This window comes from Massilia sp. PAMC28688 (genome assembly GCF_019443445.1).
Taxonomy (GTDB): domain Bacteria; phylum Pseudomonadota; class Gammaproteobacteria; order Burkholderiales; family Burkholderiaceae_D; genus Telluria_A.
Genome location: NZ_CP080378.1, coordinates 1,691,381 through 1,711,430 on the forward strand (window position 1 = coordinate 1,691,381; position 20,050 = coordinate 1,711,430).

At 64.3% G+C, this 20,050-nt stretch carries 23 protein-coding genes; 7 read left to right on the plus strand and 16 right to left on the minus strand.

Features of this window, described 5'->3' with window-relative positions:
* Positions 1-32 precede the first annotated feature (32 nt).
* Positions 33-1,210 (plus strand): IS3 family transposase gene (locus KY495_RS07600; protein ID WP_374040995.1). Its coding sequence is split into 2 segments (ribosomal slippage): positions 33-312 and positions 312-1,210, totalling 1,179 coding nucleotides; the frame shifts between segments, so codons are not numbered across the junction.
* On the opposite strand, the gene KY495_RS07605 is transcribed toward KY495_RS07600, so the two are convergent.
* On the minus strand, positions 1,156-1,593 hold the full coding sequence (locus tag KY495_RS07605; protein ID WP_219883062.1) for a hypothetical protein: 438 nt from the start codon (positions 1,591-1,593) through the stop codon (positions 1,156-1,158). The two genes, KY495_RS07600 and KY495_RS07605, sit on opposite strands and share 55 nt — an antisense overlap.
* 426 nt (positions 1,594-2,019) lie before the next feature.
* Between KY495_RS07605 and KY495_RS07610 the strand changes: the two genes are divergently transcribed.
* From KY495_RS07610 to KY495_RS07625, 4 genes are all read left to right on the plus strand, one after another.
* Entirely contained in the window at positions 2,020-2,619 is a 600-nt protein-coding gene (locus tag KY495_RS07610) for an RDD family protein (RefSeq protein ID WP_219883063.1), read from the plus strand.
* Between the two features lie 74 nt (positions 2,620-2,693).
* A complete protein-coding gene (locus KY495_RS07615) occupies positions 2,694-3,008 on the plus strand; it encodes a hypothetical protein (protein ID WP_219883064.1) in 315 nt (104 codons plus the stop codon).
* Positions 3,009-3,222: 214 nt separating this feature from the next.
* Positions 3,223-3,426, plus strand: coding sequence for a hypothetical protein (locus KY495_RS07620; RefSeq protein ID WP_219883065.1), 204 nt, complete (start codon positions 3,223-3,225; stop codon positions 3,424-3,426).
* A 27-nt stretch (positions 3,427-3,453) separates the two neighbouring features.
* Positions 3,454-4,221, plus strand: a complete 768-nt coding sequence (locus KY495_RS07625; protein WP_219883066.1) for a GIN domain-containing protein — start codon at positions 3,454-3,456, stop codon at positions 4,219-4,221.
* Between the two features lie 79 nt (positions 4,222-4,300).
* Here the strand turns inward: KY495_RS07625 and KY495_RS07630 are convergent, their stop codons facing one another.
* The 15 genes from KY495_RS07630 to KY495_RS07700 all read right to left on the minus strand — a co-directional run bounded on the left by KY495_RS07630 (position 4,301) and on the right by KY495_RS07700 (position 17,683).
* On the minus strand, positions 4,301-4,615 hold the full coding sequence (locus tag KY495_RS07630) for a BON domain-containing protein (RefSeq protein WP_219883067.1): 315 nt from the start codon (positions 4,613-4,615) through the stop codon (positions 4,301-4,303).
* A gap of 85 nt (positions 4,616-4,700) precedes the next feature.
* Positions 4,701-5,723, minus strand: coding sequence for a LytR C-terminal domain-containing protein (locus tag KY495_RS07635; protein WP_219883068.1), 1,023 nt, complete (start codon positions 5,721-5,723; stop codon positions 4,701-4,703).
* A 17-nt stretch (positions 5,724-5,740) separates the two neighbouring features.
* Entirely contained in the window at positions 5,741-6,679 is a 939-nt protein-coding gene (locus KY495_RS07640; protein ID WP_219883069.1) for a type II secretion system F family protein, read from the minus strand.
* A gap of 10 nt (positions 6,680-6,689) precedes the next feature.
* Positions 6,690-7,667, minus strand: coding sequence for a type II secretion system F family protein (locus tag KY495_RS07645; protein WP_219884156.1), 978 nt, complete (start codon positions 7,665-7,667; stop codon positions 6,690-6,692).
* 13 nt (positions 7,668-7,680) lie between these two features.
* Positions 7,681-9,024: a CpaF family protein gene (locus KY495_RS07650; protein ID WP_219883070.1), complete on the minus strand. Its 1,344-nt coding sequence runs from the start codon at positions 9,022-9,024 to the stop codon at positions 7,681-7,683.
* 16 nt (positions 9,025-9,040) lie between these two features.
* Positions 9,041-10,216, minus strand: coding sequence for an AAA family ATPase (locus KY495_RS07655; RefSeq protein WP_219883071.1), 1,176 nt, complete (start codon positions 10,214-10,216; stop codon positions 9,041-9,043).
* 23 nt (positions 10,217-10,239) lie between these two features.
* Positions 10,240-10,812: a TadE/TadG family type IV pilus assembly protein gene (locus KY495_RS07660; protein WP_219883072.1), complete on the minus strand. Its 573-nt coding sequence runs from the start codon at positions 10,810-10,812 to the stop codon at positions 10,240-10,242.
* A 12-nt stretch (positions 10,813-10,824) separates the two neighbouring features.
* Positions 10,825-11,286, minus strand: coding sequence for a TadE/TadG family type IV pilus assembly protein (locus KY495_RS07665; protein ID WP_219883073.1), 462 nt, complete (start codon positions 11,284-11,286; stop codon positions 10,825-10,827).
* Positions 11,283-12,731: a pilus assembly protein TadG-related protein gene (locus tag KY495_RS07670; RefSeq protein WP_219883074.1), complete on the minus strand. Its 1,449-nt coding sequence runs from the start codon at positions 12,729-12,731 to the stop codon at positions 11,283-11,285. The genes KY495_RS07665 and KY495_RS07670 overlap by 4 nt, the downstream gene beginning before the upstream one ends.
* Entirely contained in the window at positions 12,728-13,003 is a 276-nt protein-coding gene (locus KY495_RS07675; RefSeq protein ID WP_219883075.1) for a hypothetical protein, read from the minus strand. The genes KY495_RS07670 and KY495_RS07675 overlap by 4 nt, the downstream gene beginning before the upstream one ends.
* A gap of 14 nt (positions 13,004-13,017) precedes the next feature.
* Positions 13,018-14,517 carry a type II and III secretion system protein family protein gene (locus tag KY495_RS07680; RefSeq protein ID WP_219883076.1) on the minus strand — a complete coding sequence of 500 codons (1,500 nt, stop codon included), beginning with the start codon at positions 14,515-14,517 and terminating at the stop codon, positions 13,018-13,020.
* Positions 14,518-14,547: 30 nt separating this feature from the next.
* Complete coding sequence (gene cpaB / locus KY495_RS07685; protein ID WP_219883077.1) at positions 14,548-15,429, minus strand: Flp pilus assembly protein CpaB; 882 nt, start codon at positions 15,427-15,429, stop codon at positions 14,548-14,550.
* On the minus strand, positions 15,426-16,811 hold the full coding sequence (locus tag KY495_RS07690) for an ATP-binding protein (RefSeq protein ID WP_219883078.1): 1,386 nt from the start codon (positions 16,809-16,811) through the stop codon (positions 15,426-15,428). The genes cpaB and KY495_RS07690 overlap by 4 nt, the downstream gene beginning before the upstream one ends.
* Positions 16,812-16,907: 96 nt before the next feature.
* A complete protein-coding gene (locus tag KY495_RS07695) occupies positions 16,908-17,441 on the minus strand; it encodes a prepilin peptidase (protein WP_219883079.1) in 534 nt (177 codons plus the stop codon).
* 68 nt (positions 17,442-17,509) lie between these two features.
* Complete coding sequence (locus KY495_RS07700) at positions 17,510-17,683, minus strand: Flp family type IVb pilin (RefSeq protein WP_219883080.1); 174 nt, start codon at positions 17,681-17,683, stop codon at positions 17,510-17,512.
* A gap of 367 nt (positions 17,684-18,050) precedes the next feature.
* On the opposite strand from KY495_RS07700, the gene KY495_RS07705 reads away from it, so the two are divergent.
* Together KY495_RS07705 and KY495_RS07710 are read left to right on the plus strand one after the other, a co-directional pair.
* Positions 18,051-19,094 carry a GGDEF domain-containing protein gene (locus tag KY495_RS07705; protein WP_219883081.1) on the plus strand — a complete coding sequence of 348 codons (1,044 nt, stop codon included), beginning with the start codon at positions 18,051-18,053 and terminating at the stop codon, positions 19,092-19,094.
* 14 nt (positions 19,095-19,108) lie between these two features.
* Positions 19,109-20,041: a LysR substrate-binding domain-containing protein gene (locus KY495_RS07710; protein ID WP_219883082.1), complete on the plus strand. Its 933-nt coding sequence runs from the start codon at positions 19,109-19,111 to the stop codon at positions 20,039-20,041.
* Positions 20,042-20,050 lie beyond the last annotated feature (9 nt).

Below are 20,050 nucleotides of genomic sequence, written 5' to 3' on the forward strand. Positions count from 1 at the left end.
AGGTGGAAAATCCATCTAACGAGGAGTATTACATGGCTAGAAAGCGCAAGACGTTCGACCCCAGCCTAAAACTGGAAGTTGTTCGCATGATCAAAGAACAGGGCCTGAGCGTGCAGCACGTCAGCCAGACAATGGACATCGGTCCGACGGCGATTCGTCGCTGGTTAGAGCAGTACGGAGCAGAGCAGAATGGCCAGCCAGGCATTGGCAAGCCATTGACACCGGAGCAGCAGCGTATCCGACAACTGGAGCAGGAAAACCGCCAGCTGAAAGGAGATGTTGAGATATTAAAAAAGGCGTCGGCCTTCTTTGATCGCGAACTGAAATGAGCTACCAGCTTATTCAGCAGCTGCAAAAGGAGGCCTTCACCGTCACGCAGTGCTGCCGCGTCCTGTCCGTCAGCCGTTCCGGTTATTACGAAGCACAGCGTCGGGCTGCTAAACCGGTTTTATGCAAGGCCAGCGTTCACCTAAAGGCGGCATTCATGGCTAGTCATCAGAGCTACGGCAGCCGGCGCCTGGTTACGGCGATGAAAAATCAAGGCATCGAGATCGGGCGCTACAAGGTTCGCAGTTTGATGAGCAAGGCCTCGTTGAAGGCTGTCTGGAAGCGCAAGTTCATCCACACGACGGATAGCAAGCACGGCTTGCCCGTGGCCGCTAACGTGCTCAACAGGCAGTTTAATCCGAGCGCGCCTAACATGGCATACGTGTCGGACATCACGTACATCCGCACCGGCGCCGGGTGGCTATACCTGGCCATCGTAATGGACCTGTACGCGCGTCGTGTCGTTGGATGGGCGATGGCGCCGAGCATGCCCGCCAAGCTGGTCTGTGACGCCCTGAACATGGCAATCCAACAGCGGCGGCCCGCCCCAGGATTGATCGTGCACTCGGATCGGGGTAGCCAATATGCCAGTGAGCTCTACCAAGATCTGCTCGCCGAGCATGGCTTCGTTTGCAGCATGAGCAGGAAAGGCAACTGTTGGGACAATGCCGTTGCTGAGCGCTTCTTCCTGAACCTCAAGATGGAGCGGGTTTGGCAGCGCCAGTACGCTAACCACACCGAGGCCAGAAATGACGTTGCCGACTACATCGTCAGCTTCTACAACTGCGAACGATTGAATTCAGCATTGGGCAATCTGCCGCCCACCGTCTACGAACGGAAAATGGCAGTGCAAGAACCTATTGTTGTGTCCGAATTTACTTGACCACCGCATCCTTCCACCGCAATGGAATGCAATTCCCGTATGAAATGTTCAGACAGCGCTGCGCCAGGGCGTACTGTCTCCTCCAAGTAACTCATTGCCACTTCAATATTTGTAATTTCGCGAATCTGTTCGCTGGAGGTGGTGCCCCCCTCTACCGACGTATCAATGTAGTCTGCGAGCGTTGTATGATTACCTTCTATCCGCGCCGAGCCAAGGCTTTCCAACATATGGAAAATGTGTTTCAGTTGCAAAAAAATAGGCGATGGAGTCGTACCGCTCAACTGAAGACGTCGCAAGTACTCTAACTCATTGAGCACGTCGACCAGCGGTGAGTCAAAAGCTGGGTTTAACAAGTCGAGATCGAAGTGCTTAAATGAGGCCATAGTTTAATTTCAATAAAGCGTTAGCGGTACTATCTACAACAATAAGCCAAACCTCGTTATCTTTCAACGACTTAGTGTATCAATGTGAGATAGAACATCTAGAAAGCAAGCTATAAGTATGTTTAAACGTGTTAAAGACTATGTTTAACTCGGTAAGCGCTACAATAGTTGGCTAGAATAGCGTTACGGTCGATCCCAACTGAGTCTGCATGCTCTGAGCTGCTTTCACAAAAGATGCACGGCGCCTTCAAAAACGACCGTCATATGAACATCTACGCGCATCAAGACCAATGTACACCCCCGCGTGTCTGCGGCGCTACAAAAGGCCAGCAAAGCCGTTCCAGCCTGAAAATATTTGTCAACATTGCGCGATTGAAACCCTATAATAGGTGAACAAAACACAATAACTCCACCTAGGGAATCCATATGTCGTTAGATCCGTACGCCCCGCCGCTCGCGCCCATGCAAGGGCTGACTCCGGCTGAAGCTGCCAACACCGGCCTCAAATATTCTACGTTCTGGGGCCGGGTCGGCGCCGGTCTGCTGGACTGTCTCTTCATTTCGCCCATCCTGGCGATGCATTTCCTGTTCGGCGACAGCGTGCAGTTCTACACGCTGTCCATGTGGATCTTTCCGCTCGTGTCGCTGTTCTACTATGTGTTCCTGGTTGCCAAATTTGGCGCCACGCCTGGCAAGCTGGTGCTTGGGCAACGCATTTCCATGCTCGACGGTTCGCCCGTGACAGCCAAGGCGGCTTTCATGCGCTACAGCCTGTGGTGGATCCTGGCCATCGTTTCCGCCATCGGTTCCACCGTTGCCGTCGGCGCCCTGTCGCCGGAAGCCATGGCGGGCGGCTATATGGAGCGCTCGCTGGCACTCACCGCCACGACGCCTTCCTGGGCGATGGCAGCCGGCTATGCCACCCAGGCACTGTTGCTGGCTTCGTTGGTGGTCGTCCTGATCAATAAACAGCGCCGGACCGTGCACGACTACCTGGCAGGTACCGTCGTGGTACGCAAGAAGTAAAACGTCAAGGCCACCTTCGGGTGGCTTTTTCATGTGGCAGTGCCGCGTGTGGCGGCACGCGCCATAATGCCGCCATGGCCAACAAACTTCCTACCTTCCCCGGTCCCCTGACCGCCCGCGGCGCCGTCCTGGCCGTGCTGCTGTCAAACGCCGACCAGACCGGCGCCGAACCGCTGCAAGGGCGCACCTCGCTGGCAGCCATCGTGCGCGCCCTCAAGCGCAAGTACCACTGGCCTATTGAAACGACCAGCTTTCCCGGCAATGCCGCCGATGGCCGCGCCACCTGGGCAACCGTCTACAGCCTGGCGCCGGAGGTCATCAGTGCCGCCCTCGCCTGCGGCGGCGCCGACTGGCTGGCAGCACGCGCCAGCGCAAGACGGCGCCGTTAGGCAAGATCCCCTTCTCTGCGCGCGTCGTGCCTCCTTGCGGGCGTGCGGCCTCGGGGCGGCGCGAGGGCCGCGTTCACACCCGAACGCCGGCGTTCTTCGCCGCTTTTCGCATCCCAGCATGCCAAAAACGCATTCCGTCGCAATCCGGTAGTTGACGCGGTGGCCCTTGTCTATAGTTCACTCAAGCCAACGCACATCACACAAGGATCACATCATGAACATCGCTAAAAACATGGAACTCATCTTCGTCGCCGCCCTCGCCGTGGTGTCAATGACGGGCTTTGCCACCGCTTCCGACGACACCCGCAAGGCCGCCGCGCCGGAAGTCGTCAAGGTTGGCGCCGTGAGCGACGTGATGGTCATTACCGTGACCGGCAAACGCCTTTCCGCCGCCGAAAAAGCGCAGCTGGCCGACTAATCCAACCACAACCACAGGGGAACGACGATGAACACATTTTTCAGGATGACCATCATGGCAGCCGCGCTGTCGAGCGCAGCGTCCGCCGCGTTGGCCGAGCAGATCGCCCAGCCGCGTACCATTGACGCGCGCATCATGAAGGTCAACCTGGGGGGCGTCGTCAACCTGCATGTGAAACAGGGACCAGTCGCCGCCCTCACCATCATTGGCGAACGCGACGATGTCGCCAAGGTCAAGGTCACACGCACGGGCGACACGCTCAACATCAATACGGAAGGCCGCAGCTGGCGCTTTGGCAAAAGCCAGAGCAGGGACATCCGCGCTGAACTGACGGTGCCGAACTTTTCCGAGCTGAACTCGCATGGGGTGGGCGCGAGCGACATCCAGGGCTTCACGGGCGACGCTTTCAAGCTGTCGCTGGAAGGGGCGGGCGCCGTCACCGTGAACAGCAATTACCGCAACGTCGTGGCAAATCTCGGCGGCGTGGGCAGCATGAAGCTCAACTCGGGCAACTCCGACCAGGTTGACCTGAAGCTGCGCGGTGCGGGACATATCGAAGTGAGCGGCACCAGCCGCCTGCTGCGCGCCGACCTTGGCGGCGTGGGCAGCCTGGATGCGCAAAAGCTGCAGGCCGACACGGTGGAACTGGACATGTCCGGCCTCGGGGGCGCCACCGTGTATGCCAAGTCGGCGGCCAACGTCAAGCTGAGCGGCATGGGGTCGGCCACCATTCACGGCAACCCGGCACGGCGAACGGCCGACGCCCGCGGCATGGGCAGCGTCAACTGGGAATAGGCACCGCGGAAAACCTTTCCGAACGCCGTCACCGGCAAAGCCGCCCTGCAAGGCGGCTTTGTTGCCTTCGGGCGGCGCTTTAGCGCTTGACGGCAATATCGTTCTTGACGTCCTTGACCCCGTCGATGCGGCGCACCAGCTGCGCGGCCTTGGGAATGTGCTCAGGCGCACTGACAAAGCCGCTGAGCTGGACCGTTCCCTTGTAGGTGTCGACATTGATTTCGGTGGCCTTCAATTCCGGGTCGGCCACCAGCGCGGCCTTGACCTTGCCGGTGATGAGCGTGTCGTCGATCACCTGGCCTGCGCTGGCGCGCTGCTCCGCCGGGGCGCAGGCCACCAGCGAAACAAGGAGCAGGCTGGAAAAGAGGGTAGTGAGGCGCGTTGCAATAGTCATGTCGGTGCTCCCGTGGCTGTGAATGTGCCTTATTCTCCGGCGCGTGGGATGCCCGCATTTGACATGGCACAAAGGTGCCAGCCTGCTAACCGCCGGGACCCCGCTTGCTGGCGCTGGCCAGCAACACCCGGCTCTCTAGCGGCAACATCAGGTCGCGTCCGATCACGAGCCGCATGTCGGCCGGCCCGGCGCTCGCCACAGGAACCAGCTGCGATGCGCCCACCCGATGCGCCAGCCGTTCGGCCGCCGGCTTGAAGCTGGGCCGGTATTCGACCCGGGTGTGCTTGACATCGAAGGCCTTGTAATTGCTGACCCGCACCACCTGCTCTTCCCACATCAGGCGCGTCAAGCTGCGCGCCATGCCGCGCACGCCGTTGCCATTGGCAATCTCGAGCATGGGGCGCGGCTGGCCGGCAGCCACCACTGCCCTGCCCTTGCCTTCCAGCCGGCGCAGGATGAACACGCCACCATCATCGCGCGTGATCTCGGTGCGGCCAAAGCCATCCTCGCTGTCCTGGCTTTCTGCGCTGGCCAGCTGCACCGCCGCGTCGATGGCCGGTATCCCGGCTTTCGATACCAGCGCATAGTCGGACTTGAAATCATGGCCGAGCAGCGCTGCCGCCTGCCGGTACATGGCTTCGGCCCGGTCGCGCTGGCCCAGTTTTCCCAGCACATTGCCCAGGTGGTGCCAGGCACGGTGGTTCAGCGGGTCCATCAGGCAAGCCTGTTCCAGTGCGCTCCTGGCGTTGACGAGGTCGCCGTCGAGGAAGCGCGCATAGCCGAGATTGCTCAGCACATAGCCGCTGGCCGGACCTGCCACCGCGCCGGCCAGGCCTTCCCACAGTGCGATGGCCTGCTTGATGTCGCCATGCTCGGCATGCCAGGCCGCGAGCGCATTGCGCGCATCGAGGTGGCCGGGCGCGGCCATCAGCGCCGCCTCGTAATGGCGGCGCGCCTCTTCGGGGCGCCTGGCCAGGTGGTCGGCACGCCCGGCCTGGTAGGCCTCTTCGGCGCCGGAGGCCGTCAAAAGGGGCGTTCCGATGCTGGTGCAGGCCAGCAGCATGCCGCTGGCGCACAGGAGGGACAAACGCTGGAAGGAGGGTGTCATGGTCGATCCTCGGTTGGTCATTGGGCGCCGGTCATGCGGCCGATATTGCGCGCGATCTGGATCCCGGCCGGGCCGACCAGCACGATCAGCAAGGTCGGGAAGATAAAGAAGATCAGCGGGAACAGCAGTTTGAGCGCGATCTTGGCCGCCGCCTCTTCGGCCATCAGGCGCCGCTTGGAGCGCAGGTTGTCGGAGTGGACCCGCAGCGAGGTACCCATGCTGGTACCGAAGCGCTCGGACTGGATCAGCATGGCCACCAGCGTGTCCACGTCTTCCACGCCGCTGCGCAGGGCGAAATTGCGCAGCGCCCGTTCCTTGGTGAAGCCGGCCCGCATTTCCATGAGCACCAGCTGCAATTCCTGAGCCAGCACCATGCTCTTGACATGGATTTCGCCGGCCACCTTGACCAGGGCGCGTTCAAGCGACAGGCCCGCTTCCACGCACACCGTCAGCAGGTCGAGCGCATCGGGGATGTTCTCGAAAATGGCGCGCTGGCGGCGCCGCGCCGTCTTCTCCAGCACGATATTGGGAATGTAGTAGCCGAACGCCGCGCTCACCAGCAGCATGAGCATGAACCGCTGTCCCGGCATGGCGGGCCAGTAGTGCGAGGCGACCAGCGCCGCCGCGCATGGCATGAGCAGCGCCAGCACGGTCTTGGCGGCGAAGTACAGCGTGGCCGCGTGCGGGCCGCGCCAGCCGGCATTCATGAAGCGGGTCCGCAGGGCCGAGCGCTCCCAGCCCTCTTCCGGCAGCGACAGCTTGGAAAAGGGTTGCGCCACCTTGACCACCTTTTCCACCCAGCCGTCGCCTTCGAGGGCGCTCGGCTCGGTCTTGGCACGGAAGCTGGCCAGGCGGCCGCGCACATACCCGGGCGAGAACAGGCCGATGGCAAACATGGCCAGGCCGCACACGACGCCGAAAACGATCAGCAGAAAAACGATATTGGCAGCATTCATGGCAGTTCCCTTATACGCGGATGTGGATCAAGCGGCGGATCCACAGGACGCCAATGAGAATCATGCCGGCGCCGTACCACAGCATGGTCTGGCCGGCCGGATCGGTCCACAGCACGCTCACGTAGCGCGGATTGAAGGCCGCCATGAAGGCCATTACGCAAAACGGCATCAGGCCCAGGATCCAGGCTGACATGCGCCCTTCGGCCGACAGCACCCGCACCTTGCCGATCAGTTTCAGGCGCTCGCGGATGATGTGACTGATGTTGCCCAGGATTTCAGCCAGGTTGCCACCCGATTCGCGCTGGATGACTACCGCAATGACCAGGTAGCGCAGGTCGGTCAGGGGAATGCGGTCGGCCAGGTTGTACAGCGCTTCGTTCATCGGCACGCCATAGTTGATCTCCTCGTGGGCGGCGCGAAATTCGCCCGACAGCGGCTCCGGCAGCTCGGTGCCCACCATCTGCAGCACGTTGGAAAACGAGTGGCCGGCGCGCATGGCACGGGCCAGGAAGTCGGCCGCCTCGGGCAGCTGTTCCTCGATCTTGATCAGGCGCGCGGTGCGGGCCCGGCGTACCAGCACCAGCGGCACGCACATGAACATCAACGCCACCGCCACCCTGGCCGCCGGGGGCACGGGCCGGGTCTGCATCAGCATCAGTGCCAGCAGCAGGCCGCCCAGCGAAGCGCCGATGAACTGCGTGACCGACCAGCGCAGGCCGGACTGCACCAGCAGGCGGTCGATTGCATTGCACAGCCAGCGCCGGTGCAGAAAGGCGTCCAGCCAGTCGCCGCTGGCGTAGCGCCGCTGCTTGAGGATGGAGACCTTTTCGCGGCCGGCATCGAGCCCGCCGGACATCAGGCGCAGGCGCCGCGAAATGCGCTGCGCGCCTCCGCCGTGGGTGCCCGACCACCACAGGTAGGCACCCTCGACCAGCAGGATGACCGCCGCAAACAGCAGCACTGAAAAACCGTAGAACACTGCGTCCATCATGGTCTCCTGGTTACTCGTAGATGCGGGACGGATCGAACGCCGAATCGGGCACCGGCATGCCGAACAGGCGCAGGCGGTCGGCAAAGCGCGGGCGCACGCCGGTGGCGCAGAAGTGGCCAAGCACCTTGCCGTCCGGGCCCACGCCGGTCTGGTCGAAACGGAAGATCTCCTGCATGGCGATCACCTCCCCTTCCATGCCCGTGATTTCCTGCAGGCTGACCAGCTTGCGCGCGCCGTCGGTCAGGCGCGTTACCTGCAGCACCACCGTCACCGCCGATGAAATCTGCTGGCGCGTGGCGCGTGGCGTCAGCGTCACGCCGGCCATGCCGACCATGTTCTCGAGCCGCGCCAGGGCGTCGCGCGGGGTGTTGGAGTGGATGGTGGCGAGCGAGCCTTCGTGGCCGGTGTTCATGGCCTGCAGCATGTCCAGTGCCTCGGCCCCGCGCACCTCGCCGAGGATGATGCGGTCCGGCCGCATTCGCAGCGCATTGCGCACCAGCGCGCGCTGCGACACTTCGCCCTTGCCTTCGATGTTGGCCGGGCGCGTTTCGAGCCGTACCACGTGCGGCTGGCGCATCTGCAGCTCGGCCGCGTCTTCGATGGTGATGATGCGTTCATTCGCGGGAATAAAGCCGGACAGCAGGTTGAGCAGCGTGGTCTTGCCGCTGCCGGTGCCGCCGGAGATCAGGATATTGATCTTGGAGTGACCCAGCGCCTGCAGCACCTGCACCATGGGCGGGGTCATGCTCTTGTAGGCCAGCAGGTTCTCGACCGTCAGCGGGGTGGCGGAAAAGCGCCGGATCGACAGGATCGGCCCGTCGACCGCCAGCGGCGGGATGATGGCATTGACGCGCGAGCCGTCCGGCAGCCGGGCGTCGACCATGGGACTCGATTCATCGACCCGGCGCCCGACGCGCGAGACGATCTTTTCAATGATCTTCATCAGGTGCGCATTGTCGTGGAACGTGATGTCGGTCAGATCCAGCTTGCCGCGCCGCTCGACATAGACGCGCGCATAGGTGTTGACCAGGATGTCAGACACGGTGGGGTCGTTCAGGAGCGGTTCGAGCGGGCCGAAACCGAGCATTTCGTGCTGGATGTCGAGCACCAGGTTGTGGCGCTCGTGCTGGTTCAGCACAATGCGTTCTTCTTCGATGATGCGCGCGATCAGCAGCGCCAGCTCGTGCTTGAACTGTTCCGTGGTCAGGCGCTTCAGGCGTTCCAGGTCGATCCGGTCAAGGATCATCTGGTGCATGTTCTTTTTCAGCTCCTGGTAGGCGTGATTGGCCACTTCGGTGGCCGGCACCGCGGCGCGGGCATCGTCGGCGGCGCTCAAACGTTCACGTAAGGTCATGCGGATTCTCCAGTGTCTATTGGTCGCCGTCGCCGCGCCCGAACAGGCGGTCGAACAGTCCTTTGTTTTCGGGAAGGCGGTGGGCGGTGATCGACTCCACCAGTTCGGCCAGGCTGCGCGAGACCGGCGCATTGCGCGACAGCCGCAATACCGGCACGCCCTGGTTGACCGAGTCCGTCACCGCCAGGTAATCATTGGGCATGGTGTGCAAAATGTCGGCACCGAGCGCGCTTCGCAGGTCCTGCAGGCGCAGCTTGCCGCCCTTTTCATAGCGGTTTACGATCAGGCGCGTATTGTCGAGCGGGTAGCCGAGCGAGCGGAAGATGTCGAGCAGGCGGCGCCCGTCGCGGATGTCCGGCAGGCCAAGCTGGAGCACCGGATAAATGGCGTCGGCGCTGTCGAGCGCGCGCAGCGAAATGGCGTCGATCTGGCGCCCCACGTCGAGCAGGATGTAGTCGTAGTGCTTGCGCGCCACGCGCAGGATGGCGTCCATGTGTTCGGCCTTGAGTTCGACCTTGTGGCCCGGGTCGTCGGCCGCGGCCAGGATCCCGAAGCCGCCCGTCACGTGCACCAGGCACGATTCAAGGAATGGACCGTCAATGCGCGCGATCTGACTGCACACGTCCGACAGCGTCATTGCCGGGCGCTGGTCCGACACGTACAGGGTGGCGTCGCCGAACTGGCCATGCAGGTCGATCAGCAGCACCTTCTTTTCCGCCAGCGTGGCCAGTCCATAGCCAAAATTGGTGGAAATGAAGGTGGCGCCGCTGCCGCCCTTGCACGAAATGAAGGCCAGCACCTTCCCTTCGCGCATGCTGGTCACGCCCGCGCTGGCGGCAATGCGGTCGATCGCTTCGTGAAAGGCGCGGTGGTTCAGTGGCAGCTGCAGCACTTCGCGCACGCCGGCGCGCATGGCGCGGATCAAGAGATCCTGCTGGTGCTCGCGCGTGAGCAGCATGAAGTTCGCTTCCGGATAATGCTTGGCAAGGCGCTCCAGCATGTCGGCGTCGCTTGGCTCAAAATCGTGGGCGTCCACGATGACCAGGGCCGGCGCGTCGGGCACCAGGCGGTCGAGCGCATCACGCATGCCGGTGCGGGTAGCCACCAGTGTCAGCGGTGGCACGCGCGCGGCGCCCTGCGACGCAATTTCGGCGTGCAGCGCACTGTCGCGGGTGATCAGTAAAGCTTTCATTGGCTGTCCTTGAATGAAGAAGGTCACATGCAGTTGCCGCCGGCCCCGGGCTGGAAGCCGAGCGAACCGGCCGGGGTGACGGTGGCGAAAGTGGGAAATTGCAGGCGCATGCCGGGGAAAAAGCCGGCGCCGATGATCGGCAAGTACTCCACCCGTTCGCAGGCCGTGCCTTCGGCGCACAGGCGCACGCGCACAAAGCGGATGCAGGTGGCGCCTTCGGGATCGGCATTGCAGTTCATGTAGTTCTGGGCCGGGCACGATGGCGGGGCAATGGCGACCAGGCTGGCGTTCAGGTAGTCCACCTTCAGGTTGGCGGAGCTGACGTTGCCGCGCAGGGGCAGGCCGCCGCTGATGTGTTCCAGCATGGCGCGCCGGCGCACCTCGTCCATCTGGGCCGCGTTGCTGAAGTCCGAATAGGCGGCGCCGCGGCCGGCACGGCGCGTCACTTCCACCATCGAGCTCCACATGTACAGGGCGCGCGCCAGTTCGATCACCCCGCATACAAAGGCAAAGAACACGATGGCGCAAAACGAGAATTCAACGGCGGCCACGCCGCGCTGGGATGCGCTGGTGGCCGGGGAGCGGGATCGTTGCATGGCAGCTCCTGGTTATTTGCGCGACAGGGGCATGGCGGAACGGCTCATCACGCGCCACTTGTGCTGGCCATCGTCGGTCCAGCTGCCGGTGTAGTAGCTAAAGCTCAGGTCTTCGATCGTGAATGACGACAGCACTTCGACCGATCGCGGCAGCACGTCGTCGCACGGACTGCCGTCGCAGGTGACCGAGGTGGGCTGCACCCGGGTCAGGCCGGTCATGCCCGCTGCCAGCGCCGTTTCCTCCACCATGCGCTGGGCCACGCCGATGGCGCGGTTGCGCTCGACGGGGTCGATCAGCGCGGCCGGCGGCATCGACGCCAGGTACAGGGCGGCGTCGCGGGTGGCGTCCTTCATGACGCTGTACTGGAAGAACACCATCGCAAACAGGGCCACGGCCGGCAGCAGCACGATGGTGGCCGAGAGGATGACGGCAAGTTCCACGGCAACCGTGCCGCGCTGGGAAAGGGTTTTCATTGGATCAGGACTGCCGACGCAGTCATGGCAGCGTAATTGGTCAACCCCCCGAACTCGGCATGGATGCCTGCCGGAGCCTGGGTGGCGGGAGTGGTCATGAGGAAGCGGCCGATGCCCAGCACCCTGGCGCTGGAACCGTTGACCGGGCACTCGAGCAGCGGCACGTTCAATACGCGGCGCTGGGGCGAGCCGACCCGGGCCGCCGGCTTTTCAAAGTGCGGCAGCCGGTACCTGTCGTAGGGCGAGTCATCGTCGCTGTAGGACGAGGCAGGCGGGTTGCCGGAGGCGACCGGATACAGATGCTTCCAGTGGACGCGCTGGAATTCGGTGCCGAGAGCGCCATTGACATAGCGGCGCGGGCGCCCGAAGGACCACAGGGTGCCGTAGCTGGCGGCGGTGGTACCGGCCGCCGGGCCTTCGGCGTCGGCCACCGTCACCAGGCGGTTGCCGTCATCGAGTTCGGCGGCGCTGGCGCGCACCGGCACGGCGATGCCGGTCATCCAGAAGCCGGTATAGCCGCCGCGAAAGTCGCGCACATTGGCGTCGGGCGGGGCGATGTAGGGGGTGCAGGTGGAGCCGTCCGTGTACAGGTCAAAGCGCGAATTGAGTTCGGCCACCATCGACAGCGGAAAGCCCTGGCGCACATACAGGGTGGAGCCGTGGCCGATGGCGGGGGCCGGCATGTTGCCGCTGCAGACGAAGGGGCGCACCGCGGCGTCGGTGTGATGCGCGGGCAGCGGCGGCGCGGGCGCGAAGTCGAGCGGGTTGACCAGGAAGTGGCGCGGGGTGCTGCCGTTGGGATTGAGGCGCAGCAGGTTGTAGGTCACCCCGCGCCGAAAGCCGTATTCCACCGCCTCGTAGGCGCCCAGGATCGACACCCCGCCGCGGGCCGAGATTTCCTGCGCATTGAGGGCGCACACGGCCAGCGGACTGAGGATGGTTTCCTTGCGCCCGGCCACGGCCACGCGCGCCATGTGCTGGCTGGCGCTCACTCCCACCACCCTGAGGAAGGCCACCGCCACTTCGCCGTAGCGCGCATCGAGCGACGCGGTGTCGACGCGGGCGAACAGCATCGTGGGCGCCTCCATGGCGCTGACGGCGCCGGCCGGGATCCAGGGGCCGGCGGCACTGGCGGCAAAACTGAGCGCGCCGCCGCTCCAGTTGATGCGGCGCGGATTGAGGAAGCGGTACTCGGCCTTCGAGGCCTGCTCCTCGGCGCTGTTGCGGGCCCGTTCCAGGCCGGCCGGGGTGCCATCGAGGGCGCGCGCCGCCGCCAGTGCCGCACCGTCAGCCACGGCCTGCAGCTCGCGGCCGCGGGCGTACACCATCGACAGGTCGATGGCCAGTCCGATCATGCCCAGCATCAGCGGCAGGATCATGGCGTACAGGATGCCCAGCGCGCCGTCCTGGCGGCGCGCCGGCTGGAAGCGGCGCGCGGTGCTCATCTTCCGCTACCCGAGAGCATGGCCGGCTGGTGCATTTGCGGCTGGGCGAACGACTTTTCATACTGGCGCTGGGCCCCCATGGCCGCCTGGGCATCGATGCCGGCCACGGGATTGGTGCTGGCCGCGGCCGCCGGATTGATCACCTGGGAAGCGAGCGAGGTGCGCACGGTCTGGCCGAAACTGCCCTCGAAGGCAGGACTGGTGGCGGCGCAGCCCGATACAGCCAGGGCCAGCGTGAGCGCGGCAGCGCCCAGGGTTACAGATCTCATCATGGCAATTCTCCTGTTCATTTGACTTCAAAGCCGCCCGGCGTTTCCTGGGTGGGCGCGGCCGCCGGGTTCCGGCTGGCGGCCGGGGCCATGGGGGCGCCACTGCCTTCATGCTTGCCGCCCAGGAGGAATTCGGCGCGGGTCGGCGCATTGACCTTGTCGGTTGGCAGCGCGTAGTTCGGCGGCAGCGGCTTGACCAGGTGAACCGTGACCACGAACACCAGCTCGCTGCGGTCGTGCTGGTAATCGGCACTGCGGAACAGGGCGCCGAGCACCGGCATTTCACCGAGCCCCGGCAGGCCCTTGAGGCTGGTCACCAGGTTGTTCTTGATCAAGCCGCCGATGGCAAAGCTCTGGCCGTCATACAGCTGGACCGTGGTGCTGGCGCGGCGCGTGGTGATCAGGGGCAGCACGGCGCCGGCGGCAAAGCCGGCGGCCGAAATGCCGATGCCTTCGCGCGACACTTCCGATACTTCCGGGGCCACCCGCAGGTTGATGCGTCCACCGGCCAGCACGGTGGGGGTGAAGCGCAGGCCGACACCGAATTCCTTTTCTTCCAGCGTGACCTTGTTGTTGTCCTGGGCCACGGGAATAAAGATGCGCCCGCCCGCCAGGAAGCTGCCTTCCTGGCCGCTGACGGCCATCACGTTCGGCTCGGCCAGGATGCGCACCAGGCCATCGGTCTTCTGGGCATCGGCCCGGACCCGGTTGCCGTTATCCTTGACATTGCTGACCATGCCGCCGGTGGTGCCGGTGAGGAAATTGGCCAGCAAGGTGGTGGCCCAGCTGCCGGAATTGAAGCGCCAGGTCACGCCGCCTTCGAGGCGCTCGAGCAGCGTTTTCGATACTTCGGCAATCTTCACTTCCAGCATCACCTGCTGGGGCGCGCTCACGGCCAGCATGTTGATCACGCGCAGTTCGGGCGGGGCGCTCTTGTCGGTGGTGGCGCCGCCACGGGCGGCGGTGCCGGAGTCGTCATCCTTGCGCGCCAGCGAACGCGAGGTTTCGCGCACAAAGGCCAGCGCTATTTCGCCGGCCCGCTGCACGGCAAAGGCGTCGGCCACGGTGCCGGTCAGCACGATGGTTTCATTGGCGCTGGTGACCTTGATGTCTTTTTCGTCCGGCAGCGCGGTCGCCATGGCCGCCTGGATCGCGGCCGGATCCATCATGACCTGGATTTCCACGATGCTGCAGCTGCCGCTCTTGCCCTGGATGATCATGTTGGTGGTGCCCACATCCACGCCCAGCAGGTACAGGGTGTCGGGCGCCACCAGCATGGCCTGGGCCACGGAGGAATTGCCGATGCTGCGGTGGCGTACCGGCTCGGGCAGGCGCATCAGGTGCGACTTGCCCATCATCAGCGTCATGCTGCCCGGACGGGCCGCCTCGCCCGTGCAGCGCGGTCCGCTGTCGGCGCGCTCGAGCTGCGGCTTGACCGCCGGTGCCGGTGCGGCTGTTGCTGCGCCGCATGCGAGGGCCAGCACCAGGCCGCTGGCGTGCTTGTTGTGAAGGTTCATAGCACTCATCCCGAAAAATGTGGTGGAAAATCAGAAGCACTCTTGCGACGTTTGCAGGCCATTGAGCACGCTGACGCAGTCGCGCCGGCTGGCCGTATTGACTGCCAGCCTGGGCGCAGCAGGCCGGGGCCGGGCAGCGACCCGCTTGACGGGGGCCGGGGCCGCGACCGGCTTGGCCCTGGCGGCAATGGCGTCCAGGTCGTCGAGCAGCGTGCTCTTGGTGGCGCCGGCGGTGGCCGGCAGGGTGCGGTCGATCTGGTTGCGCAGCGCCAGCGACAGGGTGCCCACGCCGCGCGCCAGGTCCAGGTTCTCGGCCTGCTCCGGCGTCACTTCCAGGGTCACGGCATTGACCACCTTGGGCTTGGTTTCATCGCGGTTCACCTCCTGGGCCACGGCCAGCACCAGGATGCGTTCGAGCACGATCTTCGATACGTGCAGGGCGCCGCGCTGGGCCCGCTCGCCTTCGACCGGATCGCGCTCGGTGTGGACAATGATGTCGACGTAGTTGCCGGGCAGGGCAAAGCCGGCCACGCCGATCACGTCATTGACGCGCACCGTGATGGCGCGCTTGCCTTCACTGATCAAGGCCGACAGGCCGCCCATGGTGCCGGCCGGGGCCAGCTTGGTCTCGGCCAGGATTTCGCCCTTGACGATATTGGCCTTGAGCACGCGTTCATTGAGCAGGGCCGGATCGGTAAAGGCATCCTTGGGCACATCCTTCGAGGGACGCTCGACCAGCCGGAGCATTTCCGGTGCCAGGCGCTGGCCCCGGTGGACATCGGTGGTGGCCACCACCACCCGATTGGAGTTTGCACTGGCCTGGCCTTGCAGCCACTTCCATGCCAGCGCCACTGCGGCGATCCCGAACAGGACCGCGACGGCCAACATTACAATTGCACGCTTGTTTTTCATGAGATTCTCTCAAGCAAGGGGTCACCGCACACGGCGAGGGGAGTAAAGGACGGCTGGGATGGCGCCGCAGCGCCACTGATACATCCTGCAAACATGCTGCTCCAGGCCTGGTCGAGCGCGGGCACCGACAGGCGCGCCTGGGCGCCTGCGAAACTCGCGAAATCGGCAATCCTGCTCAGCAGTTCACGGGGATAGCTGGCCAGCAGCGCGCGTCCATGGGACGGGTGCAGGCAGGTGATCAGGTAATCGAAGGCACACTCGTCAAACGCGACGCGGGTCAGGCGGCACTGGCGCTTGAACAGGGAGCGGTAATTGCTTTCCGACAGGGCGCCGACCGGGATCTTGTAACCGATGCGGCGCATTAGCGATTCGTCGAGCAGGCTGTGGGGCGGCAGGTTGGTGGCCAGCACCAGGGTCACGTCGAAGGGCACGCCCACCTTGTGGCCGCCTTCCAGGGTCAGCTGGTCGGCGCCGCCGTCGAGCGGCGCACTGAAGCGGTTCATGAGGTCGGCCGTGGCCAGGCGCTGGCGCCCCAGGTCGTCGATCAGCAGCATGCCATTGTTGGCCATCAGGTGCGGCGGCGCGTAGTACACCCCGCCCGTGTCGTCATAGCGCAGGTCGAGCATGGCGGCCGACAGTTCGGCCCCGACCCGGATCTGGGGCCGCTGGCACAGGGCCCAGCGCGCGTCCACGCTGCGCCGGTCTTCGCCCTGGCGCTGGGGCAGCTGGGGGGGCAGGTGCAGCAGCGGGTCGTAGACCAGGACGATGTCGTGGTCGACCAGGATGGCATGCGGCACGCCAATGGCGCCGGGCAGGAGCTGGCCCAGCTTGCGTGCCAGGGTGCTCTTGCCGCTGCCCGAGGGCCCGTGCAGCAGCAGCGAGCGGCTCGACTGCAAGGCAGCCCCGATCATGTCGCGCACGGCAGGCTCGAGAATGTCTTCGCCAAAGGCGGCGGCCAGGCCGGCACTGGACACGCGCGGCTGGGCCGCGTGGCGCGCGGCCTGGCGCTGCACCATGTCGCGGTAAGCCTGCAGGGTGACGGGGGCGGGGCCCGTGTAGCGGCAGCGGGCCAGGAACTCGGCCGCGCGCAGCTTGCCGTTGCCCGTCAGCTGGTAATTCACATCCAGGTCGGAGTCGCCGCGGGAAGCGACTTCCACCAGCTGCTCGGCCAGCATGAAGCCGAGTACTTCGCGCAAGACATTGATCGACAGGCGAAGCTTGCCGGTGAGCACGGGCAGATGGATGCGCCCGGTCGTGAACATGGCCTTGGCGACCAGCTCGACCAGCAGCGCCTGCTCCAAGCCCGTCTCGCGCACGCTCTTGGGCTGGGGCGGCAGCCGGGTGGCGTCGTCCGTAGTGGCCGATGATTCAACGTCAGTCATGAACTACCTCGCACTATTTCTGAAAGTCATAATTGATTGTAGGGTTTGGTTCCCGCCAAGCTTTTGACCGGGAGCAAGCAATGCAAAGCCGCAAGCTCAGCTGTGGCGCAGCCACAGCACGGCGCAGGTGCCCAGCGTGATGGCCACCGCGTACGGCATGCCGCCGACACTGGCGGCCGGGGCATGCTCCCTGGGCAGGCGCGCGCCGTGCAGACGCAGCAGCATGGGATGGAGGATCGCGCCCACATTGGCCAGGGCGGCGCGGCCGCGGCGGCGGCACAGCACGATGGCGAGCGCCAGCAAGCCGCCGGCGCAATAAGTCGCCAGGCTGGACTGAAATGCAAGGGAAGGCCCGAGGAAGGCGCCCACGGTGGCCATCAGCTTGACGTCGCCGGCGGCCATGCCGCCCAGCAGGTAAAGGGGGAGGAACATCAGCAAGCCGACCCCAAAGCCGGCCAGGTACACGGTCAGCACATGGGATGGATTGCCGGAGCACAAATGCACGGTGAGGGCAGCGAGCAGGCCGAGAGCGAGCAAACGGTTCGGTATTTTGCGGTGATGCAGGTCAAACGCGCTGGCGGCCAGCAGCAGGACAATCAGGATCAGGTCGGGAAGCGGCGCAGTGGGCATGACGGTCATCCTGAAGTGGGCCAGTAAAGAGCCGCCCGGGCGGAGTCCCGGCCGGGCGGCTTGCCGGATTACTGCAGTGCGTCGGAGATTTTGGTGAACGCGGCGTTCACCTCGTCGCCCAGCACGCCGACAGTGGTGACGATCACGGCAGCGATGAGGGCGGCGATCATGCCGTACTCCAGCGCGGTCACGCCGTCTTCGTCAGCAATGAAGGTACGAACTGCCGAGATAAAATTGCTCATGACAAACTCCTTAAATGTGAAAGAGAGACAAACCCTGACGCGATCCGGAACCCCGCCTGCGGCTCCTGCCTCCTGAAAGCTCCTGCTTGTTTTCCGGAGTGCCGCGCCATTGAATTCACTATAAATATATTGCGCACCACGGATATTGACAGTGCGCAACTTTGCCTGTGGGAGCGCGCCGGCCTTGATCTGGCGCTAAGGGAAATAGTTTTCCTACCGTGTCCCGTGGTATCGTGGTCAACGGTAGAATCGGAAAGCAGGTGCCCACTGGGGCAAGATAATTGCCTGGTTTGCAAAAAAGCTTTATCCTGCACGGCGCCCCGATGGATTCAGCCGCAGGCTATGGGCAGACGAGATTAAGAGTGACATGGATTCCCTTCTGAAACACATGGTGGATATGACTGGCCACCGCGATCACACGATGCTCGACATCTCCGTGATCTCGGCAGTCCAGGAACTGGCAGGCGCCTTGCAGACGCGCGTGCTCACCATCGTGCCGGCCAAGGGAACGCAGTACGTACGCGCCCGCGCCATCATTGCCGATGGCGAAGCGGCGCGCATGGAAGACCACCCCGATCCCAGCTACCTGGGCGAGCCCATTGCCCAGTTTCCCGCCCTGGAAGCCTGCCTGCGCGAGCATGACTCAAGCGCCGAATCCGTGTCCGCCGACGGCAGGCATACCCTGTGGCTGCCCATCTGGATTGGCGACAAGGCCCTCACCTGCCTGGAAATTGTGCGCCCCACGGCCTACAGCCCGGACACCGTACACGTCATCGGCGGCATCGTCAGTGTCTACCGCAATTTCCAGAACCTGCTCGACTACAGCGAGCGCGATTCACTCACGGGTTTGCTCAATCGCAAAACCTTCGATGACCAGCTGGCCAAGATGCTGCACGCCTCGGCCAGCGACCAGGATGCGCCCCTGCCGGGCCAGCCCGAGCGGCGCCAGGCAACGGAAGAGCAAAAACAATGGCTGGCGGTGGTCGATGTTGACCATTTCAAGGCCGTCAACGACAAGTTTGGCCACCTGTACGGTGATGAAGTCCTGATTCTGATCGCCAATCTCATGACATCCTCCTTCCGCTCGCAAGACCGGGTGTTTCGCTTCGGGGGCGAGGAATTTGTCGTGCTGCTGCGTTCAAGCACGCTGGAAAACGCGCAAAAGATCATCGACCGCTTCCGCACCAATGTCGAGGCGCACGTCTTTCCCCAGGTCGGCACCGTCACCGTCAGCGTCGGTTACGTGGCCATCAGCCCGTATGAGTCGCCCGTCAATATCCTCGGCCGCGCCGACCAGGCCCTGTATTACGCCAAGAGCCATGGCCGCAACCAGGCCTGCCACTACGACCAGCTGGTGTCGGGCGGCCTGCTGGCAGCGGCGGCCTCCAACGACACTGCCGAATTCTTCTGATCCGTCCCGCCCGGATGGAACTGCGCCAGCTCCGCTATTTTGTCGCCATCGTCGACCACGGTTCGCTCTCGAAAGCGGCGCTGGTCCTGCACGTGGCCCAGCCCGCCCTCACCCAGCAACTGCGCCAGCTGGAAGAAGAACTCGGGGCCCAGCTGCTGCACCGCTCGGCCCAGGGCGTGCTCTCCACCGATGCGGGCAAGGTGTTTTACCAGCACGCGCAAGCCATCCTCAAGCAGGTAAGCGACGCCCGCTCGGCGGTCACCCAGTCGACCACGCGCCCGTCCGGCAGCGTCACGCTGGGCTTGCCGCACAGCATTTCCGGCGCGCTCGCCCTGCCCCTCCTGATGGCCTCGCGCGCCAGCTATCCGGAAATTACCCTGCAGCTGACGGAAGAATTGTCCGGCAACCTGGCCGAGCAGCTGCGCGCCGGGCGCATCAACCTGGCCGTGCTGTTCGACGATGGCCAGCTGGCCGGCTTTGCCAATACGCCGCTGGTGGAAGAAGACTTGATGTTCATCTGCCGCGCCGGCTCTGCCTTCGTGCCGCCGGCAGAGCGCCTCACGCTCGAAGAAGCCCTGGCCATGCCCCTGATCCTGCCGGCCCAGCAGCAAGGCGTGCGCCCCCGCATTGAAAACGTGGCCCGCGGGGCCGGCCTGGTGCTGCCCAAGGTTACCGAAATCAATTCCATCGCCATCCTGCGCTCGGCCCTGCTGGCCGACATGGGCGCCACCATCCTGCCGGTGGCGCCATTGCTGGCCGATGTGGCCAGCGGCACCCTGCGCGCATTTCCCATTGAACGCCCGGCGCTGTCGCGCCTGGTCACCTTGTGCGCCTCACGCAACATTCCACTGACCAATGCCGCCGCCGCCGTCAGCCGCCTGGTGGAACAGGTCACGCGCGAACTGTGCGCGGACCAGGCCTGGCTGGGCGCGCGCCTGATCAAATAATGGGCAGCC

What these genes read in the sequence shown, in the direction of transcription:
- KY495_RS07605 (WP_219883062.1), bottom strand. Translation starts at nt 1,593, where the DNA reads ATGGCCTCATTTAAGCACTTCGATCTCGACTTGTTAAACCCAGCTTTT.
- KY495_RS07610 (WP_219883063.1), top strand. Translation starts at nt 2,020, where the DNA reads ATGTCGTTAGATCCGTACGCCCCGCCGCTCGCGCCCATGCAAGGGCTG.
- KY495_RS07615 (WP_219883064.1), top strand. Translation starts at nt 2,694, where the DNA reads ATGGCCAACAAACTTCCTACCTTCCCCGGTCCCCTGACCGCCCGCGGC.
- KY495_RS07620 (WP_219883065.1), top strand. Translation starts at nt 3,223, where the DNA reads ATGAACATCGCTAAAAACATGGAACTCATCTTCGTCGCCGCCCTCGCC.
- KY495_RS07625 (WP_219883066.1), top strand. Translation starts at nt 3,454, where the DNA reads ATGAACACATTTTTCAGGATGACCATCATGGCAGCCGCGCTGTCGAGC.
- KY495_RS07630 (WP_219883067.1), bottom strand. Translation starts at nt 4,615, where the DNA reads ATGACTATTGCAACGCGCCTCACTACCCTCTTTTCCAGCCTGCTCCTT.
- KY495_RS07635 (WP_219883068.1), bottom strand. Translation starts at nt 5,723, where the DNA reads ATGACACCCTCCTTCCAGCGTTTGTCCCTCCTGTGCGCCAGCGGCATG.
- KY495_RS07640 (WP_219883069.1), bottom strand. Translation starts at nt 6,679, where the DNA reads ATGAATGCTGCCAATATCGTTTTTCTGCTGATCGTTTTCGGCGTCGTG.
- KY495_RS07645 (WP_219884156.1), bottom strand. Translation starts at nt 7,667, where the DNA reads ATGGACGCAGTGTTCTACGGTTTTTCAGTGCTGCTGTTTGCGGCGGTC.
- KY495_RS07650 (WP_219883070.1), bottom strand. Translation starts at nt 9,024, where the DNA reads ATGACCTTACGTGAACGTTTGAGCGCCGCCGACGATGCCCGCGCCGCG.
- KY495_RS07655 (WP_219883071.1), bottom strand. Translation starts at nt 10,216, where the DNA reads ATGAAAGCTTTACTGATCACCCGCGACAGTGCGCTGCACGCCGAAATT.
- KY495_RS07660 (WP_219883072.1), bottom strand. Translation starts at nt 10,812, where the DNA reads ATGCAACGATCCCGCTCCCCGGCCACCAGCGCATCCCAGCGCGGCGTG.
- KY495_RS07665 (WP_219883073.1), bottom strand. Translation starts at nt 11,286, where the DNA reads ATGAAAACCCTTTCCCAGCGCGGCACGGTTGCCGTGGAACTTGCCGTC.
- KY495_RS07670 (WP_219883074.1), bottom strand. Translation starts at nt 12,731, where the DNA reads ATGAGCACCGCGCGCCGCTTCCAGCCGGCGCGCCGCCAGGACGGCGCG.
- KY495_RS07675 (WP_219883075.1), bottom strand. Translation starts at nt 13,003, where the DNA reads ATGATGAGATCTGTAACCCTGGGCGCTGCCGCGCTCACGCTGGCCCTG.
- KY495_RS07680 (WP_219883076.1), bottom strand. Translation starts at nt 14,517, where the DNA reads ATGAACCTTCACAACAAGCACGCCAGCGGCCTGGTGCTGGCCCTCGCA.
- cpaB (WP_219883077.1), bottom strand. Translation starts at nt 15,429, where the DNA reads ATGAAAAACAAGCGTGCAATTGTAATGTTGGCCGTCGCGGTCCTGTTC.
- KY495_RS07690 (WP_219883078.1), bottom strand. Translation starts at nt 16,811, where the DNA reads ATGACTGACGTTGAATCATCGGCCACTACGGACGACGCCACCCGGCTG.
- KY495_RS07695 (WP_219883079.1), bottom strand. Translation starts at nt 17,441, where the DNA reads ATGCCCACTGCGCCGCTTCCCGACCTGATCCTGATTGTCCTGCTGCTG.
- KY495_RS07700 (WP_219883080.1), bottom strand. Translation starts at nt 17,683, where the DNA reads ATGAGCAATTTTATCTCGGCAGTTCGTACCTTCATTGCTGACGAAGAC.
- KY495_RS07705 (WP_219883081.1), top strand. Translation starts at nt 18,051, where the DNA reads ATGGATTCCCTTCTGAAACACATGGTGGATATGACTGGCCACCGCGAT.
- KY495_RS07710 (WP_219883082.1), top strand. Translation starts at nt 19,109, where the DNA reads ATGGAACTGCGCCAGCTCCGCTATTTTGTCGCCATCGTCGACCACGGT.